This is a genomic window from Aeromonas sp. R10-2, assembly GCF_040908445.1.
In the GTDB taxonomy this organism is placed as follows: Bacteria; Pseudomonadota; Gammaproteobacteria; order Enterobacterales; family Aeromonadaceae; genus Aeromonas; species Aeromonas veronii.
Genome location: NZ_JBFODS010000049.1, coordinates 1 through 17,427 on the forward strand (window position 1 = coordinate 1; position 17,427 = coordinate 17,427).

General features: G+C 57.4%; 12 protein-coding genes. 5 read left to right on the plus strand and 7 right to left on the minus strand.

Going from position 1 to position 17,427, the window contains the following annotated elements:
• Positions 1 to 537: 537 nt before the first annotated feature.
• The gene (locus AB5Y97_RS11105; RefSeq protein WP_201948400.1) at positions 538 to 1,734 is read left to right on the plus strand and encodes an NnrS family protein; all 1,197 of its coding nucleotides are present in this window, start codon (positions 538 to 540) and stop codon (positions 1,732 to 1,734) included.
• 16 nt (positions 1,735 to 1,750) lie between these two features.
• On the opposite strand, the gene AB5Y97_RS11110 is transcribed toward AB5Y97_RS11105, so the two are convergent.
• Positions 1,751 to 2,320, minus strand: coding sequence for a helix-turn-helix domain-containing protein (locus AB5Y97_RS11110; RefSeq protein WP_120416016.1), 570 nt, complete (start codon positions 2,318 to 2,320; stop codon positions 1,751 to 1,753).
• 119 nt (positions 2,321 to 2,439) lie between these two features.
• Between AB5Y97_RS11110 and AB5Y97_RS11115 the strand changes: the two genes are divergently transcribed.
• Entirely contained in the window at positions 2,440 to 3,615 is a 1,176-nt protein-coding gene (locus AB5Y97_RS11115) for a benzoate/H(+) symporter BenE family transporter (RefSeq protein ID WP_201948399.1), read from the plus strand.
• Positions 3,616 to 3,737: 122 nt separating this feature from the next.
• Positions 3,738 to 4,802, plus strand: a complete 1,065-nt coding sequence (locus AB5Y97_RS11120) for a DUF3103 family protein (protein WP_100646963.1) — start codon at positions 3,738 to 3,740, stop codon at positions 4,800 to 4,802.
• Positions 4,803 to 4,871: 69 nt separating this feature from the next.
• Here the strand turns inward: AB5Y97_RS11120 and metF are convergent, their stop codons facing one another.
• Positions 4,872 to 5,762: a methylenetetrahydrofolate reductase gene (gene metF, locus AB5Y97_RS11125; protein ID WP_005340191.1), complete on the minus strand. Its 891-nt coding sequence runs from the start codon at positions 5,760 to 5,762 to the stop codon at positions 4,872 to 4,874.
• A gap of 329 nt (positions 5,763 to 6,091) precedes the next feature.
• Between metF and AB5Y97_RS11130 the strand changes: the two genes are divergently transcribed.
• Positions 6,092 to 6,892: a GNAT family N-acetyltransferase gene (locus tag AB5Y97_RS11130; RefSeq protein WP_368157893.1), complete on the plus strand. Its 801-nt coding sequence runs from the start codon at positions 6,092 to 6,094 to the stop codon at positions 6,890 to 6,892.
• A gap of 74 nt (positions 6,893 to 6,966) precedes the next feature.
• On the opposite strand, the gene AB5Y97_RS11135 is transcribed toward AB5Y97_RS11130, so the two are convergent.
• The 5 genes from AB5Y97_RS11135 to uvrA all read right to left on the minus strand — a co-directional run bounded on the left by AB5Y97_RS11135 (position 6,967) and on the right by uvrA (position 16,364).
• The gene (locus AB5Y97_RS11135; protein WP_201948395.1) at positions 6,967 to 8,436 is read right to left on the minus strand and encodes an ABC transporter substrate-binding protein; all 1,470 of its coding nucleotides are present in this window, start codon (positions 8,434 to 8,436) and stop codon (positions 6,967 to 6,969) included.
• Positions 8,437 to 8,444: 8 nt separating this feature from the next.
• Positions 8,445 to 10,424: a methyl-accepting chemotaxis protein gene (locus AB5Y97_RS11140; RefSeq protein ID WP_201948394.1), complete on the minus strand. Its 1,980-nt coding sequence runs from the start codon at positions 10,422 to 10,424 to the stop codon at positions 8,445 to 8,447.
• A 222-nt stretch (positions 10,425 to 10,646) separates the two neighbouring features.
• Positions 10,647 to 11,282: an outer membrane protein OmpW gene (ompW, locus tag AB5Y97_RS11145; protein WP_106843545.1), complete on the minus strand. Its 636-nt coding sequence runs from the start codon at positions 11,280 to 11,282 to the stop codon at positions 10,647 to 10,649.
• 458 nt (positions 11,283 to 11,740) lie between these two features.
• Positions 11,741 to 13,414: a diguanylate cyclase gene (locus AB5Y97_RS11150; protein WP_201948392.1), complete on the minus strand. Its 1,674-nt coding sequence runs from the start codon at positions 13,412 to 13,414 to the stop codon at positions 11,741 to 11,743.
• Positions 13,415 to 13,535: 121 nt separating this feature from the next.
• Complete coding sequence (gene uvrA, locus AB5Y97_RS11155) at positions 13,536 to 16,364, minus strand: excinuclease ABC subunit UvrA (RefSeq protein WP_201948389.1); 2,829 nt, start codon at positions 16,362 to 16,364, stop codon at positions 13,536 to 13,538.
• 370 nt (positions 16,365 to 16,734) lie between these two features.
• Between uvrA and AB5Y97_RS11160 the strand changes: the two genes are divergently transcribed.
• Positions 16,735 to 17,322 (plus strand): single-stranded DNA-binding protein, encoded by a 588-nt coding sequence (locus AB5Y97_RS11160; protein WP_005340181.1) that lies wholly within the window; start codon positions 16,735 to 16,737, stop codon positions 17,320 to 17,322.
• Positions 17,323 to 17,427: the final 105 nt, after the last annotated feature.

Genomic DNA, 17,427 nt, shown 5'->3' on the forward strand with positions numbered 1-17,427 from the left:
GTTCAATCTGAGCCATGATCAAACTCTTCAATTTAAGTTTGGTTGCTTCGAAAAGCGGCTCAATGAATTGCTGAAATAAACTGTTCGACTTCTTACTACTAAGAAATCGTCTTGGTCACTTCACCAGACATTGAAAATCAAAAATTGTTTTTGATGTTCGATGCTGTGAGTGCCCACACAGATTGCTTGATTCAAATTGTTAAAGAGCGTCACGCTTGTCGCGTTGAGGAGGCGCATATTACGCTTCTCACTTCGAAAGTCAAGCGATTGCTTTCGCTTTTCTTTCGGCGCCCACTTCGCTAGGAAGCTGGCTCATCAGGTTGGCGCGTTCCGCCGTGCTGGTAGGGGCGCATTATAGGGAGCCGCGCTGCGATGACAAGGGCTTTTTCAGCAAAAAAGTTCGTTCGCTCAGATATCAAGCAACCACCTCTTTTTTTGCTCAAAATGGCGTCAATCCTGACTATTGCCGGATTTAAATTGAACATTTGAAAAGCCAATTTATAATTGCCATTTCAAATGTTTAATTGGAATACCCTCATGCATCAAATCCTCGATAGCCATAAGGAAGAGCAAATCGTCCCGCTGTTCCGCTTGGGGTTCCGACCCTTCTTCTTGTTCGGGGCTCTGTTTGCTGCCGTCGCCATGTTGCTCTGGCTGGGGCAGCTCAACGGTTGGCTAACCTTGCCAGGGATTGCCAACCCGATCTGGTGGCATGGTCATGAAATGCTGTTTGGTTTCGGGGCAGCCATCGTCGCGGGCTTTCTGCTCACCGCGGTGCAGAACTGGACGGCCCATCCCGGTATTCGGAGCTGGCCATTGGCAATGGTGGTGGGGTTGTGGATATTGCCAAGGACCTTGTTACCCTGGCTGGGTGAGGAGAACATGATCCTGATGGTAGCAGACCTGCTCTGGCTGCCGCTGTGCGCCTGGTTCCTTGCCAAGCCTATCTTGATAACCCGGCAATGGCGCAATCTATTCTTCGTGCCCCTGTTGCTGATACTGACCTTGCTCAATGGTGCCAGCTGGTTATGGCAGGCCGATTGGACCACCGTTGAGCACCTATTGATCACCACAGTGCTGTTGTTTACCACCCTGATCGCCGTGATGGGTGGAAGGGTGATTCCGTTCTTCACCGCCCGAGCAACCGGTCAGGATAAAGCTGCACCTCAGCTCTGGCTGGAGCGGGCGGCGCTCGCGACACTGTGGCTTATCTTGCTCTGCTGGCTGCTGCTCCCCACCCAATGGGTCACCAGCATATATATAGTGCCTCTCTATATAGTGGCGGCGAGTTTGCATCTGTGGCGGCAACTGCGTTGGCATCTGCCATCGACCCTTGCGCATCCCCTGCTGTGGTCACTCCATCTCGCCTATCTGTTTATCCCTCTTGGCCTGCTCGCCCTTGCGGCACATAGCGCGGGTCTGCCCATCACGTTGTCGATGGCCAGTCACCTGCTCAGCGCAGGCTGTATGGGCACCATGATCCTGGGCATGATTGCGCGAGTCTCCCTCGGCCATAGCGGTCGGGCCTTGCAGGCAGGACGCAGGATCACTGGCGCATTCGCCCTGGTTATCGCTGCCGCTACAATGCGGGGGACGATTCCGCTGTTCTGGCCTGCTTATACCCTGCATGGCTGGAACCTCAGTGCGCTTGCCTGGATCGCTGCCTATGGTCTGTTTGTCTGGGTCTATACCCCGATACTGATCCGCCCCAGATCAGATGGTCGACCGGGTTGATGACTGCGGAACATGTTCAGGGTGTTGCCACCGGATAGTGGATGAGGTTGTGGAAAATCGCCGGGGCTATGCCCAGATTGCGATAACCGTGGGGACGGTCGGCAGCAAAACGCACCGCCTCTCCTTGCACCAATGAACGCCACTCCCCTTCCACCAGCACCTCCATCATGCCGCTGATGACGATGACATGTTCGGTCACTCCCGGCTCATGGGGCTCGGATTCACGCTGGTAACCCGGCAACAGGGTCAGCTCAAGCAACTCGAAACCAAACCGGTTTTCATAAGGGAAGAGGGGGGCCACTTGCATGCCCTCTCCCGCAGGCTGCTGGCGAATGGCATCGGCGGTGCGATAGAGCACCTCCTCCTGCACGGCGGGTGTGGGCTCAATGAAACTGGAAAATGAGACTCGAAAACCGGTGGCTATCTTCCACAGCGTCGCCACTGTCGGGCTGGACTCTCCCCGCTCAATCTGCCCCAGCATCGCCTTGCTGACACCTGTTTCGCGCGCGGCGGCATCCAGGCTCCAGCCGCGCTCGCTGCGCAGCCCCTTCAGTCGAGCAGCCAGATGCTGACTCATCTCTTGCATAACTGCCTCTTTATTACTCTTGCACGATGCACCTTGTGCGCTATAGCGCACATAGATATAGTCAAAGCTGTATTGTACGTAATAACGCACAGCGCGTCACAACGCCAAGAGGAAGAGTCATGCCCTTCGCCATCCCCCATCTGATCGCAGGCTTTATCGCCGTGATGGTCGGCTACACAAGTTCCGTCATCCTGATCATCCAGGCCGCCACGGCAGCAGGTGCTGATACTGCCCAAGTTGCCTCCTGGCTCTGGACGCTGGGGATCGGCATGGGGGTGAGCTGCATCGGCCTCTCTCTTTATTACCGCATGCCCGTACTGACCGCCTGGTCCACACCGGGCGCGGCACTGCTGATCGCCACACTGGGCAACTTCACTCTGGCGGAAGCGATCGGCGCCTTTGTGATCTCCTCCCTGCTGATCACTCTGTGTGGCATCAGCGGCTGGTTCGACCGCTTGATGAAACATATCCCGGCTCCGCTGGCCGCCGCCATGCTGGCTGGCGTACTGCTCAGATTCGGGCTGGATCTGTTCAAGGTCGCCCCGCAAGATCCCTTGCTGCTTGGTACCTTGCTGCTGACTTTCCTGTTGGGGCGTCATCTCTGGCCCCGCTATACCATGGTGCTGGTACTGGGAGTGGGGATGCTGATCTGCAGCATGCGGGGGGATCTGCAACTGGCAACTCTACACTGGCAACTCGCCAGCCCGGTCTGGACATGGCCAGTCTTCTCCCTTGATGCCCTGTTTGGTATCGCGCTGCCGCTGTTCATTGTCACCATGACATCGCAAAACATGCCGGGAATTGCAATCTTGCGGGCCCACGGCTATCAGCCTTCCACCTCCTCGCTGATCAGCTGGACTGGCCTGACTGGCCTGCTGCTCGCTCCTTTTGGCGGCTATGCCTTCAATCTGGCCGCCATCACTGCCGCCATCTGCATGGGCAAAGAGGTCGACCCGGATACCAAGCGCCGCTGGCCAGCTGCGGTATGGGCGGGTTGCTTTTATCTCCTGACCGGCTGCTTCGGCGCAACCGTCGCGGCCCTGTTTAGCGCCTTTCCGGCAGCCCTTGTCACCTGCGTCGCTGGTTTGGCCCTGCTAGGCACCATCGGCAGCAGCCTGCACTCTGCCTTGCAACAGGATGAAGCGCGAGAAGCTGCACTGCTCACCTTTATCATTACCGCGTCCGGGATCAGCCTGCTCAGCATCGCGGCAGCCTGCTGGGGTCTGCTGATTGGTCTGGCTATCTATCAGTTCCAATCATATCGACAAAGGAATCAATTGAACCTCAAACCGTGAACCTCTGCACACTATCCACAGAAAATGATTCACAAGTGAAACTAATTTCCCTCTAGTGGTGTCAGGGCGCCAATCTTCCCGGACATGGTGCCCTGTCAGGTTCCATGCAACGGAGTATAAAAATGAAAAATCAGGCTGTCTTGTTACTACTGGCCATACTGGGTGCTACGAGCGTCCAGGCTGCCGATACGGATCGAGAGCTGGCTCGCCAGCTCGCACTTCAGCAGAAAAACCTGCTGCCCCTGCTGAGCAATCAGCAATACCAGAGCCCGCTTCCCAACCTGCTGCAGAAGGCCAGCCCGCGCCTTAAACGGCAGGCGAGCGATGCCAACCAGGCAGCCATCAGCCGGCAAGGACTGGATGGCGAGGTCAAACAACTGATGCAGTTGCGGCTGGCCAACACCGATCAGGCCGCAGCACTGCAACAGGGGGTCGAACCGCTGGTCGCCTATGTTCCAAGTGGAGATGAGAAGAGCTGGAGCGCCATTGAAGCGTTCGACAGCGCTGGCAATCCCGTCTATCTGGATGTGGACAAGGCACCGGCCCGGCCGGTTTTGGTAGTCGAAGCCGATCCCGTCAAAGCCAAGAACGCAGGCTTGAAGGTAATGCGCAAGGCGCTGGCCGATGCTGATCTGCAAAGCGCTCCGCGAGTGGCGACCAGCACGGCGCCACTCAAGACCAGTATCCTGAAAAAGATCAGACTGAAAGATGATCAGGAGCCCTGGCTGCTCGGCGCAGCCGAAGTGTATGCAGTGGTCGCAGGGGTCAATCCCAGCCGGGATGAGCCTGTGGTCGATATTGTCGACATGCCCTACCTCGACTATGACAACACAGACTACACCCCCAACCAGATCCTGGTTTACTGGGATCGCTATCGCTGGGGAGCCGTCGACGTGGTGATGATGGAGCAGGATGACAACGTCAACTATAAGGAGCTGAGCGCCCTGCTGATTGAAGCTCTCAAACTCGGCTTTACTGCGGGTGGCGTGCCGGAAGCACTGCCCTTCCTCGATCTCGGCGGTCGCATCGTCAAGGCACTGCCCGACTCCTGGATGACCAACAACGACGACTATCTGGATACCTTCTACACACTGGAGCAGGATCAGGTCTATCGCCAGTATCCGGGGGCTGCCGGTAATGCGGTTATCGATCTTGAGCCAAAAGAGATCGCCCCGACCAGACCTTGATAATCGGCCATAACGAAAAAGCCAATGAGCAACTCATTGGCTTTTTGCTTTTATCGCGGTGACCACCGGTCAACCCTTGGGACGAACCCCCAAGGTATGGCAGATGGCATAGGTCAGCTCGGAGCGGTTCAGGGTATAGAAGTGGAAATCCTTCACTCCTTCCTGACTCAGCACGCGCACCTGATCGATGGCGATGCTCGCCCCCACCAGATTGCGGGTCATCTGATCGTTATCCAGCCCCTCGAAACGCTGATGCATCCAACGCGGGATCTTCACGTTGGTAAAACCGGCAAACTTGGCCAGGGTCTGATAGTTGGAGACCGGCAGGATCCCCGGCACGATTTCAGCATCGATGCCGATAGCGGCGCAGCGATCCCGAAAGCGCAAATACGTTTCCACATCGAAGAAGAACTGAGTGATGGCGCGGTTGGCACCGGCATCAATCTTGCGCTTGAGATTGAGCAGGTCGGATTGCGCACTCTTGGCCTCCGGGTGACCTTCCGGATAGGCGGCAACCGAGATATCGAAGTCCGCCTCTGACTTGAGCAGGGCAACCAGATCGGTGGCATACATATCCGGTTTCTCCAGCCCCTGCGGCAAGTCACCGCGCAGAGCCACGATATGACGAATACCGCTGTTCCAGTAGTCGCGGGCGATGGTGCGCAGCTCGTCGCGGCTGGCATCGATACAGGTCAGGTGCGGCGCCGCAATCAGGCCTGTCCGCTCCTTGATGTCCTTAATCACCTTGTGGGTGCGATCACGGGTACCGGAGTTGGCGCCATAAGTAACAGAGACGAACTTGGGTTCCAGCACTTTCAGCCGTTCGATGGACTGCCAGAGGGTATTCTCCATCCCTTCACTGTTGGGCGGAAAAAACTCGAAACTGACCGATATATCGCCATTCAAATCTGCCAAGCTCTGGTTGAGCGCCTCAACCTGACGTGCACTGTGAAATCCCATCTGCTCTTCTCCCTGTCCTGCAATCCATCTGCCTACGTCAAAACGGATGTTTGGACGTCTAAACGTCTTTATATTTATGAGTAAAACGACACAAAGTCAACAGGGATTTACCTCACATCCGATCTGACGAACTTCATATTTACAAAATTAACGGTTCGTAACCGAAAAGTGCCCATCCCAAAATTGCCCCAGTCGAGTTATGATGGGGGCAGATCGTCCTGGACGTTCTGAATCTGCGTGTGATTGTTTGGCCGGAGGTTTCTCCGGCCCCTTTTCATCTATTTCCCACTCCTGCCGATAACAGAATGAGTCTTTGCAGGAGCACCATCATGGATACCCATCCCGGCTTTGCCACCGACTTGCTGTTCGATCGCTATCAGGGCGAGGTTGTTCAGCACGATCAGTTCTGGGCGGTTCGCACGCCGGATGCTCCCGACTACTACTTCGGCAACTACCTGCTACTCCCCACCCCGCCCAGCGACCATGACAAAGGCTGGCTGGAAGCCACATTTGATCAGCTGATCGGCCAGGATCCTCGAGTGCGCCACCGCACCTTCCAATGGCCACTGGCGGCCGGGCAAAACAGCCGGATCGCCGGTTTTGTCGCAACGGGTTACCAATATATGGAGTGCGTGGTGCTGGCGCTGGATGAACAGAGTTGCCCGCCCCCTCACGGCGACATAAACAAGGTTGAGGCACGCACCTTCACCACTGCTGATTGGCCTGAGTGGCTCGACTTCGAACTCCATGAGCGGGATGAGGGGCACTCGGAACAGAGCTATCTCCCCTATCTTCGATCCCGTCAGGCGCTCTATCAGGCCATGATTGCCGATGGTCTCGGGAACTGGTGGGGGATCTGGCAAGAGGGGCAACTGGTCGCCAGCTGTGGCCTCTTCTTCTGCGGCACACTTGGGCGCTTCCAGTTGGTACGCACGCACCATGCGTGGCGCAACCAGGGGTTATGCCGTCAGCTGCTGAGTCAAGTGGCTCGCGCAGGATTGTCCCGCGCCAAACAGCTAATCATAGTGGCCGACGAGCACTACCATGCCCAGCGCATTTACCGCTCTCTGGGGTTTGCCCCGGTAGCCCGCATCGGCAGCCTCTGCCGCTGGCCCCACGAAGCACAATAAAGCGATACATGCTGGCCACGAGCCATAAAAAAAACGGGAGGCTGATGCCTCCCGCTCTTATTGATGCCGATGACCTATTGCTGTGGCTGCTGTGGCGCCTCCAGCTCGTTGGAGAGCGCCTGCTCCACCTCATCCGACGGCGCCGGTAATGGGGCAGCGGCCGCTGATGCGGGTTCTGCGGGTGTCACAGCAGGTGACACCACGGCCGATGTTTCACTGGTCGCGGGGGCTGCGGACACCTCAGTCGTCGGCGCTGAAACAGGATCAGGGGCAACCGCATCACACTGACAATCCGGGCTCTTGGCCTTGTTGCCCTGATGAGGGGCATACCAGCCCCTCAAGCCACCTTCCAGTCGATCTGCGGCCGCCTTGGGCTCCATCTTGCCAAGCAGCACCGCCTGACTCACCTCGGCCAGTTCATCCCCCAACTTGGGCGTACCACGGGAGAGGATCTGGGTCGCCACCCGAATGGTCGAGTCACACTGATCGCGCCACTCCATCATCTCTTTGGCCGCCGGATTGGTGACATCGAAGAAGTGGTTGGAGAGGGAGAAGAATCCCGGCAACGAGTTGGTATAGAGCTCGGCAAATTGCGGCGTCGTCAGCCACTGCAGGAACGCCATCGCCCCCTCTTTGTTCTTGCTGGCAGGGTTCATCCCCATACCGATATCGGTGTGATCGGTAAAGAAACAGCCATCACCCTGTTTGGCCACCGGCGGGCGCATGACGCCAAAATCGACCTTGCCGGTGAAGGGGGCAATCTCCCAGGAGCCCGCCACGTAGAAGGCGGCCTTGCCCGAGGTGAACAGCTCGTTGCTGGTCGCATAATCGCGGCTCTCGCCACCTTCACCGAGGTAGGAACGCCAGCGGGCCAGCTCGTCGAACACCTTCACATATTGCGGGTTGTCCAACCGCTCCTGCCCACCAATCAGTGCCAGACGGCCGTCCTCCCCCTTCCAGTAGTTGGGGCCAATGTTCTGGAACCCCAGTTCGGAGGCAACCCAGCTCTCGGAACCGCTCATGGCCAGCGGCACATAGCGACCGTCGGCCTTGATCTTGTCCAGCACAGCGAAGAACTGATCGCGGGTTTGCGGCAAGGTGAGCCCCAACTCACTGAAGATCTTCTTGTTATAGAAGAAGCCATGGATCACCGAGGCCATCGGCACGCAGAAAGTCTGGGCACCGGAATCGGTCTGCCACGGTGACTGGGCAAAACTCGGAAAGTTCTCCATCCCTGCCATTTCGGTCAGTTCTGCCAGATGGCCCGCCTTGAACAGGGCGAGCGAGTCATCAAATGGACGACAGGTAATGAGATCCCCCGCCTTGCCCCCTTTCAGGCTCTCCCACAGGGTGGGCATGTAGTTGACGTTTTGCACCGGATGAAAACTCACCTTGATGCCGGGATGCGCCGCTTCAAACGCCGGGATAATCTTCTGCTCCCACAACGCCTTGTCATCGGTTCGCCAGCTTTCAATCACCAGCTCGCTGGCCATCAGCTGGCCACACAACAGGAGACTCAGGGCTCCAATCCACTTTTTAGACATAAGCCCTCCTAGACCTTGAAATGTGCGATCAATTGCTGCTGTTTGGCGACCAGGTCGGCCAGCACTTCGCTGCTGCTGGCGGATTCGCGCGCCTCCCGCTCAGTCTCGTATGCCACATCGGCAATACCGGCGATATGACGAGCGACCCCCTGACTGACGGAGATCTGCTCCTGAGCGGCATGGGCCACCTGATCCGCCATCGACTTGATGGCCCCCATCCGATCGGCAATGGATTGCAGCGCCAAATCCATCTCGCGGGTCTGCTCGACACAGCTTTGGGTCTGCTCCTGGCTACGCCCCATCACTTCAACCACATGCTTGCTGGAGCTTTGCAGGTTCTCAATCATCCCCTGGATCTCTTCGGTCGAAGTCTGGGTGCGATTGGCCAGCGCCCGTACCTCATCGGCCACCACCGCAAAACCGCGACCAGCATCACCAGCACGGGCCGCTTCGATGGCGGCGTTCAATGCCAGCAGGTTGGTCTGCTCGGCAATACTGCGGATCACATCGAGAATGCTGCCGATGTTGTTACTGAATTCCCCAAGTTTGTAGGTGATCCCGACCGCCTCTTCCATGGCGCCAGCGAGCTGCTCGGTGATCCGGCGAGTGGTGGCCACTTTCTGGCGACCATTGCGCGCCTCTTCATCGGCCAGATCCACTTCGCGCTTGGTGCCATCGGTAGAGCGGGCCACCTCGGTGGCGCTCACTTCCAGCTCGGTAATGGCGGCGGCCACCTGATCGGTCTGGCTCTTCTGCTCCTGTACCCGGGACATGGCCCGTTCGCTGATCTCGGCGGCGCGGCTCGCCTCATCCACCAGATGGCGAGAGCCCGCATTGATTTGAGAGAGGAGTTCACCGGTCTTGCCCGCCAGCGTATCGATGGAGCGAGAGAGGCTGCCAAATTCGCAACTGCTACGGTAGTTGATGCGGCGGGTCATGTCACCGGCCGCCATGTAATCGAGCTCCTTGTTGATCATCTGCAACGGGCGCTGAATGCTGCGCGCAGTGGTATAGCCGATCACCAGCGCGGCTGCGGCCGACATCGCGGCAACCACCAGGATCCAGAAGCTGGCGCTACTGACCGCTGCATCGGCATTGATCCGGCTATCGCTGGCGATGGCTCCGGCAGACTTGCCCATCTCATCGAGCAAATTGAGGCTATTGACCAGACTGGCATCCAGCTGCTGATTTTGTGTGGCCAGCGACAGCGCCAGTTGCTGAGCCTGACGCATGGTTGCCAGCAAGCCCTGAGCGCCAAGTGCCAGCTCCTGCATCCGATCCAGATTAGAGACAAAGCGCGCTTTCACATCATCGGGCACCAGCACCCGCTCCAACCGCTTGCGGGCCATCTCGATGTCCTTGCTGAGTACCTTTTCCAGCTCGTTCAGGTCGGTTTTGGCATCGGCACGACGGATATTCTTCAGATCGCGGGCGATACCCGAGGTAATAAGCTCCGCCTTGTTGCGCATGGAGCGTTTGCTGGCGGTCTGTTGCAGCAGCAGATCCGCCGCCCACTGGTAGGTATCCTCAAGGCGGATAAATTCCATCTCCAGCTTGTGGCGCTGCTCCAGTGCACTGACCCACTGCCGATGCTGGGCCAACACCTGATCCGCCAAGCCATAAAATTGGGTGGTAGCACTCTCGACCTGCTGGAAGCGGGCACGAGCATCCGCTACGTCGGTAAATTTACCCATCTCCTGACTCAGCTGGGCGAAGCGGTTCTGCTGCTCCTTGAACTGATTGGCCAGCTGCGGCAACTGGGCGGCATCTTCACTGGTGCGGTAGACAAGCACCCAGCGGTTACTATCCTGCAGTGCCCCCTTGAGACCTGCGACAGCCACCACCAGCGGTGTTGCCCGGTCAGATACGGCAGAGAGGCCGTCATTTATACCCTTGATTTTAAAGGTACTGATCACACCAAGCAGGATCAGCAACAGCAGCATCAACACGAATCCGGCGATGATCCGCTGCACGATAGATAAGCCCATGGAGACATCCTCACTCATTGGGGGAAGGTAAAGTGAACATAGTCACTATCGGCAGGGGTGGCGAATAACTGAAATAAAGCGGCAGGTATTTAATTGATTTGTATCGGGTTGGATCACAGTACAGACAAAATCAGCCATACGAAAAAAGCCCGGCACAAGCCGGGCTGAAAGAGACGTACTTTGCTATCTTCCGCGGTCCGTTCAGAACCGCAATCTGAATCATTAGAAGCGGTAGCCAACACCCACCATAAAGGCCATCGGGTCGATGTTAGTCTTAATGGTCGCAGCACGGCTGCCATTCACATCGACGTTCACATCTGTATCGATATCCATGATCCAAGCTGAACCGTTTACAAACCAGCGGTCAGTGATCGCCATATCGATACCAACCTGCCCAGCCAGACCCCATGAATCATCCAGACTCACGTTTACATCACCCAGCTGTGCCAATGCACCGACCGCTTTTTCATCAAAGAAAGTGGTGTAGTTCACGCCCACACCAACATACGGGCGAACCTTGCTCTTGGCATCGCCAAAATAGTACTGGGCCATCAATGTAGGTGGCAGATGCTTAACCTTGGCAATTTCCCCCAATCCAGCAGTGCTCACACGATGGGAGAACGGGGTTGCAGCCAGCAACTCAACACCCCAGTTATCGGTGATCATATAACCGAGGGTCAGGCCAAGCTGTTGATTGCTATCAATCTGAAACTCACCAGTGTTAAGCACATCATCACTGCTCTCCTGAGGAGAAACGATGGCCAAACCACCACGAACCAGAATATCACCAGCCTGATGGGCCATGGCGAAAGGAGAGGTCACTGCAGCGGCAATCATCAGAGGAAGTAATTTTTTCATCACGTAATCCCTTTTTTTGTTTTCATTTGATGCTGTAAGCCCGCTGACTATATGCCCTTGTAAATACAAAGTTATTGACTTGGAGCAAAGGTTACACAGAAATAAATCGATTGGTGTGACATCTTTGCGCACCATCCCAATCTCGTTGAGTCCCCAGACAACAAGCCGAAATACCTGTTTCGACAGGTTGTAACTACCCGCACTCAGCGCCAAAAGGAGCAAATAAACCACACCTTATTGCGCGGCAGAGTGGCTATTAATTGTTGTTAATATGGGCAAATCAGCGTATTTTTTGCGCCATACAAGTTACTGGGAAGTAATGGTTTATTTATGAAAAATGAGTCGAAATGGCAAAAGGTGGGGGCCTTTCTCGCGGCCGTGTGGGGAATCGGATCCTTTCTCTTTATCCTGCTCGGTTTTATTGTCGCCTTGGCCTATCTGGTATTGGTACGGCAGGGTTAATCCGGATTGACAGAGTGCAGCAGGGTGATATGCCCCCCTTCGGCAAGCTGTTCCGGAGTCTGGCCCATTCCCTCCGCAGAGAGGCTACCAGCGTAGCCAAACCACCGATTTCGCCCACCGACTTTGGCCTGATACAGCGCCATGTCCGCCAGTTTGAAGCTATGACTCCAGAATGAATCCGGGTACTCCGGGTGCAATGGATAGCGGCAGAACCCCAGCGACACCGTCAACCAGAGTGGCGCATCCTCTCTGCCAAAGCGGTGCTGAGCGACACGCTGGCACAGATATTCGACCCGCAGCGCCAACTCTTGCTCGTCATCCACCTGCAACAGCAACAAGAACTCCTCCCCGCCCAGCCGGATGATAGGCTCGCGCTCTCCTGTCACCACCTTGCGCAGCAGATCCGCCAACTGTTTCAGCACCAGATCCCCGATGTCATGGCCAAGGCGGTCATTGATCCGCTTGAAATGATCCAGATCCAGCAGCAATAACAGACAAGGTTTGGCCCGGTTGGCCTGCAACCAACCATCGAGATAGCGACGATTGAAACAACGGGTCAAGGGGTCGGTGAATGCAGCCACCTCCATCTGGCTGGATTTTTCCAACAAATCATCGTGTTGCTGACTGACCTTGCCGGCCATCTCCCTGAACTTGCCGCTCAGGGTCGCCATCTCGGCGCTGCTGTCGATATAGGGGATCAAGGTGGCATCTGGCCGATCGCCAAAGCGTTGCAGCGCCGACACCAGCTGCTGCAACGGAGTAAGCACAATGCTGTTGAGCCGATACATGGCGATCATGACGCAGATAAAACTGATAAACAGCATGCCGATAAAGGTCCAGAGCGCCCCCTCCATGACGCCACTCAAGATCTTTCTCTCCTCCTCAATCACCAGAGTCAGCACCGGCTGGTTATCGCTGTTGAGCAGTCGCACCTCTCCCCTGAGCCGGGTGAGCCCAAGGTCGATCAGGCGATACGTTATTTGCGGTTTCAGTGGTTTGAAGGTAGCGGTGACATCCAGATTGGCGTGGGAGATCGCCAGAGGCAGCGCGGTACGCTCCGATACCTGCTCGAGATAGGCCTTGTCGAGCCAACGTACAACCAGCAAGAAACCGTTGAACGGTGCCGACTCGTCACTGTTTCTGATCGGCTGCCACGAGTACATCAGCGGCCCCCACTGGGAAGCACGGATCCCGTGCAGATTGATGCCCCCTTGCGCCACCGAGCGCGCCCTTAACTGCTTTTTCAGTTCATCAAGGAAGTAGGGAAACTGGTCCGGATTGATCCCCGGCGCATCGGGTAGCAGGGTGCGCGTCCAGATTTCGTATCCGGTGAGATCCATGAAGCTCATCAGGTTGAGACTAAAATCCCGCATCGGCATATCACTGAACAGGTTGGATTCGATGTACCCCCTGCTTTTGTTGTCCATAAAACGGTGACTGTCATCCCAGATGCCCCAATCCCGACTGAATGCATCCAGAGCGGCCACATCCGCCTGCACCGCCTTGGTCACGCGCAGCAGATGCTCCTTCATTCGCTGCTCTTCAATCCGGCTGGCGGCCGGGATCTGGGCCCATGCCAACAGAACCAGCAATAGCAGGATCGCCCCCAGCCAGATGGGGAACATGGAGTAAGCTAACTGATGATCAATCGTGCGCGGAGCCTGAGCCATAACCCGATATATCCATTACCATGATGCTGAGATGCCAAGCCTGCCCACACTTGACGAGCGTCCCCCTATGCTCCCGATTTTTATAACAAAAAGGGGCCAAAGGCCCCTCGATTATAACGGCTTATCGCGCCAAAAGTGGCCGCAAAAAACGAGCTGTATGAGACTCTTTATTGGCGCAAATCTCCTCCGGCGTCCCCGTCACCAGAATGCGGCCCCCACCAGCCCCTCCCTCTGGCCCCAGATCGACGATCCAGTCGGCAGTTTTAACCACATCCAGATTGTGCTCGATGATGACGATGGTGTTGCCGCGATCCCGCAGCTGATGCAGCACCTTGAGCAGTTGCTGGATGTCGTGGAAGTGCAGGCCGGTGGTCGGCTCGTCCAGAATATAGAGGGTCTGACCGGTATCCCGCTTGGAGAGCTCGCGCGCCAGCTTGACCCGCTGCGCCTCGCCGCCAGAGAGCGTGGTGGCCGACTGGCCGAGGCGGATATAGGAGAGACCCACGTCCATCAGGGTCTGCAGCTTGCGCGCCACTGCCGGCACAGGATCGAAGAACTCGCGGGCATCTTCCACCGTCATCTCGAGGATCTCGTGGATGTTCTTGCCCTTGTACTTCACCTCCAGGGTCTCGCGGTTGTAGCGCTTGCCCTTGCAGACATCGCAAGGCACGTAGACGTCTGGCAGGAAGTGCATCTCCACCTTGATGACCCCATCCCCCTGGCACGCCTCGCAGCGGCCCCCCTTGACGTTGAAGGAGAAGCGGCCAGGCTGATAGCCACGTGAACGCGCCTCCTGGGTGCCGGAGAGCAGCTCGCGGATCGGGGTGAACAGACCGGTATAGGTGGCCGGGTTGGAGCGAGGGGTACGGCCGATGGGGCTCTGGTCGATATCCACCACCTTGTCCAGATGTTCCAGCCCCTCGACACCGCGATAGGGTGCCGGGGTGGATTCGGTGGCCTTGTTCAGCTCGCGATGAGCGATGCGAAACAGGGTGTCGTTGATCAGGGTCGACTTGCCGGAGCCGGAGACACCAGTGACACAGGTCATCACTCCGATGGGCAGATCCAGGTTGACGTTGCGCAGGTTGTTGCCGCTCGCCCCCTTGAGTTTCAGCCACTTGCCGGTGAGCGGGGTGCGCTCGGCCGGAATGGCGATCTGCTTGCGGCCGGAGAGGTAGTCACCGGTCAGCGACTCCGGATTGTCGATGATCTGCTGGGGGGTGCCCTGCGCAACAATTTCGCCGCCATGCACACCCGCCCCCGGGCCGATATCGAGTACATGGTCGGCGAGGCGGATGGCATCCTCGTCGTGCTCCACCACGATCACCGTGTTGCCGAGATCGCGCAGATGGGTGAGGGTCTTGAGCAACCGCTCGTTGTCGCGCTGGTGCAGGCCGATGGAGGGCTCGTCCAGCACATACATGACACCTACCAGACCGGCACCGATCTGGCTGGCCAGCCGGATCCGCTGCGCCTCGCCACCGGAGAGGGTCTCGGCACTGCGCGACAGGCTCAGGTAGTTGAGGCCGACGTTTACCAGGAAGCCGAGCCGCTCGACGATCTCTTTGAGGATCTTCTCAGCGATCTGGGCGCGCTGGCCGGTCAGATTCAACCCCTCAAAAAAGGCCAGCGCATCACCGATGGACTGCTCGGCGATGGCCGGCAGGTTGCGGTTGTCGACGAAGACGTGGCGCGCCTCCTCCCGCAGCCGGCTGCCACCGCAGCTGGTACAGGATTTGTTGGCGATGTATTTGGAGAGCTCTTCGCGCACCGAGTTGGACTCGGTTTCCCGGTAGCGCCGCTCCATGTTGTGCAGGATCCCCTCGAACGGGTGCTTGCGCACCACCACGTCACCGCGATCGTTCATATAACGGAACTCGATCTCGGTGCGACCGGAGCCGCGCAGGATCACCTCCTGAATCTTGAGTGGCAGATCCTCCCACGGCGTCTCCAGATCGAACTTGTAGTGCTCGGAGAGGGATTTGAGCATCTGGAAGTAGTAGAAGCTGCGCTTGTCCCAGCCACGGATAGCGCCATTGGCCAGACTGATGGCCGGATCGCCGATCACCTTGGCCGGATCGAAATATTGCTGCACCCCGAGGCCGTCGCAGGTAGGGCAGGCACCGGCCGGGTTGTTGAAGGAGAAGATGCGCGGCTCCAGCTCCGACATGGAGTAGCCGCACTCCGGGCAGGCGAAGTTGGCGGAGAAGGTCATGGGGGCGACCCCCTCCTCGCCATCCATCGGCACCACCAGTACGATGCCACCGGAGAGGGTCAGCGCCGTCTCGAACGACTCGGCCAGACGCAGCGCCAGGTCATCGCGCACCTTGAACCGATCCACCACTACCTCGATGGTGTGCTTCTTGTGCAGCTCCAGCGTGGGAGGATCCGATAGATCGCACACCTCGCCATCGATGCGGGCACGGATGTAGCCCTGGGCCGCCAGATTCTCCAGAAGCTTGGTGTGTTCCCCCTTGCGATCGCGCACCACCGGGGCCAGCAACATCAGCTTGCTCCCCTCCGGCTGGGCCAGCACCTGATCCACCATCTGGCTGATGGTCTGGGCGGCGAGCGGGATGGCGTGAGTCGGGCAGCGTGGCTCACCGACCCGGGCGAACAGCAGACGAAGATAGTCGTAGATTTCGGTGATGGTGCCGACGGTCGAGCGCGGGTTGTGGGAAGTAGACTTCTGCTCGATGGAGATGGCGGGCGAGAGCCCCTCGATATGATCGACGTCCGGCTTCTCCATCAGGGAGAGGAACTGGCGGGCATAGGCGGAGAGGGACTCCACATAGCGGCGCTGCCCCTCGGCATAGAGGGTATCGAACGCCAGAGAGGATTTGCCCGAACCGGAGAGGCCGGTGACCACGATCAGCTTGTCGCGGGGCAGAGTCAGATTGATGTTCTTGAGGTTGTGGGTGCGAGCACCCCGGACCACGATCTTTTCCATCTTGTTGCACGCTCGATACGGAAACCTGAGCGAGTCAGTATGGCATAGAGACTACTGGATGAATAGACAGGCATACTCTATCGCCGCTATCCTTTTTTGCGATGGATGGCGGCGTTGTCACACTCCGTCCAAGGAGGCGAGGTTGCCCTCACCCCATGGGAGCAAGCGCTCGCCCGCGGAGTGATCAACTGTTACTATTGGGGGCTAAACCCGGGTCAGATAACGCGAAACTAGCACTCTGATTGCTGCAACGGTTATAGAAAAACCATGCTGTTCAATATGATAACGGCATGGTCAGGAAAAAAGCGCGGTAACTTATTTAGTGGGTCCAGGCGTTGCCTGGCCGGAATATAAAGGTGGAAGAGAGATTATGGCCAGTCGAGGCATCAATAAAGTCATTCTGATCGGTAACCTCGGGCAAGACCCGGAAGTACGCTACATGCCGAGTGGCGGTGCTGTGACCAACATTACTCTGGCTACCTCCGAAACCTGGCGCGACAAGCAGACCGGTGAGCAGAAAGAGCGTACCGAATGGCACCGCGTCGTCTTCATGGGCAAGTTGGCCGAAGTGGCTGGCGAGTACCTGAAGAAGGGCTCCCAGGTCTATGTGGAAGGCAAACTGCAAACCCGCAAATGGCAGGATCAGAGCGGCCAGGAGCGCTACACCACTGAAGTGCTGGTCGACAGCTTCACTGGCGTGATGCAGATGCTGGGTGGTCGTCCGCAAGGCGGTCAGGGTATGGGCCAGAACATGGGTGGCCAATCCCAGGGTAACTGGGGTCAGCCACAGCAGAGCATGCCTGCCCAGCAGCCGATGAATCAGCAGCGCCCGGCACCGGCTCCACAGCAGAACATGCAGCCGCAAGGCGGTTATGGCCGTCCTGCCCAGCAGCCGCAATCTGCACCGCCGGTATATAACGAGCCGCCGATGGATTTCGACGACGATATCCCCTTCTAAGAACAGAATATTGAAAAGGCCCTGATAACTCAGGGTCTTTTTTTATGCACTCAGGCTGAACCTCTCAGCCCGAAAGGGATATAACGCTTTTTGGTTGCCTCCCCT

Excerpts from the sequence above, each read along its gene's own strand:
- AB5Y97_RS11105 (WP_201948400.1), top strand. The coding sequence starts at position 538 with ATGCATCAAATCCTCGATAGCCATAAGGAAGAGCAAATCGTCCCGCTG.
- AB5Y97_RS11110 (WP_120416016.1), bottom strand. The coding sequence starts at position 2,320 with ATGCAAGAGATGAGTCAGCATCTGGCTGCTCGACTGAAGGGGCTGCGC.
- AB5Y97_RS11115 (WP_201948399.1), top strand. The coding sequence starts at position 2,440 with ATGCCCTTCGCCATCCCCCATCTGATCGCAGGCTTTATCGCCGTGATG.
- AB5Y97_RS11120 (WP_100646963.1), top strand. The coding sequence starts at position 3,738 with ATGAAAAATCAGGCTGTCTTGTTACTACTGGCCATACTGGGTGCTACG.
- metF (WP_005340191.1), bottom strand. The coding sequence starts at position 5,762 with ATGGGATTTCACAGTGCACGTCAGGTTGAGGCGCTCAACCAGAGCTTG.
- AB5Y97_RS11130 (WP_368157893.1), top strand. The coding sequence starts at position 6,092 with ATGGATACCCATCCCGGCTTTGCCACCGACTTGCTGTTCGATCGCTAT.
- AB5Y97_RS11135 (WP_201948395.1), bottom strand. The coding sequence starts at position 8,436 with ATGTCTAAAAAGTGGATTGGAGCCCTGAGTCTCCTGTTGTGTGGCCAG.
- AB5Y97_RS11140 (WP_201948394.1), bottom strand. The coding sequence starts at position 10,424 with ATGGGCTTATCTATCGTGCAGCGGATCATCGCCGGATTCGTGTTGATG.
- ompW (WP_106843545.1), bottom strand. The coding sequence starts at position 11,282 with ATGAAAAAATTACTTCCTCTGATGATTGCCGCTGCAGTGACCTCTCCT.
- AB5Y97_RS11150 (WP_201948392.1), bottom strand. The coding sequence starts at position 13,414 with ATGGCTCAGGCTCCGCGCACGATTGATCATCAGTTAGCTTACTCCATG.
- uvrA (WP_201948389.1), bottom strand. The coding sequence starts at position 16,364 with ATGGAAAAGATCGTGGTCCGGGGTGCTCGCACCCACAACCTCAAGAAC.
- AB5Y97_RS11160 (WP_005340181.1), top strand. The coding sequence starts at position 16,735 with ATGGCCAGTCGAGGCATCAATAAAGTCATTCTGATCGGTAACCTCGGG.